Origin of the sequence: Bifidobacterium sp. H6bp9, assembly GCF_032193695.1 — a bacterium.
GTDB lineage: Bacteria > Actinomycetota > Actinomycetes > Actinomycetales > Bifidobacteriaceae > Bombiscardovia > Bombiscardovia kimbladii.
Genome location: NZ_JASTZY010000019.1, coordinates 1 through 418, shown reverse-complemented (window position 1 = coordinate 418; position 418 = coordinate 1). Strand labels below are relative to the sequence as shown.

The 418-nt window shown below is 64.1% G+C and carries 1 protein-coding gene; it reads right to left on the bottom strand.

Annotation, left to right across the window (positions count from 1 at the left end; genetic code table 11):
• Positions 1-418, bottom strand: a 418-nt coding sequence (locus QRX40_RS08660; RefSeq protein ID WP_396184588.1) for an RCC1 domain-containing protein, incomplete at both ends; no start/stop codon positions are given.

Below are 418 nucleotides of genomic sequence, written 5' to 3'. Positions count from 1 at the left end.
GTCGAACCTGACGCCGGTGATCACCAGAGCCAGGTTGAACGACACCGGCACAGGAGCCGACTTGCTGTTTCTGCTGCCGTCGCCGAGCTGGCCATTGCCGTTGTATCCCCATGCCCAGGCGTTGCCGTCGCTGTCCACAGCCAGCGAAAGCCGGTATCCGGCGCTGACCTGTGCGGCTTGCAGTCCTTTGCTCGTGTCGGTGGGGTTGGCGGGGTCGCGCACGCGCACAGGAACAGGATTCGTGTCACTGGTTCCGCTGGCGGTGTTGTTGCCGAGGTTACCATACCAGTTGCATCCCCAGGCGTAGGCGTATCCGTCGCTGCCCACGGCCAGGGAATGATCGAATCCGGCGCTGACCTGCAGGTAGGTGAAATCCGCTGGCAGGTCCGGGTACGTGCTGCGGTCGGGCGTCTTCACC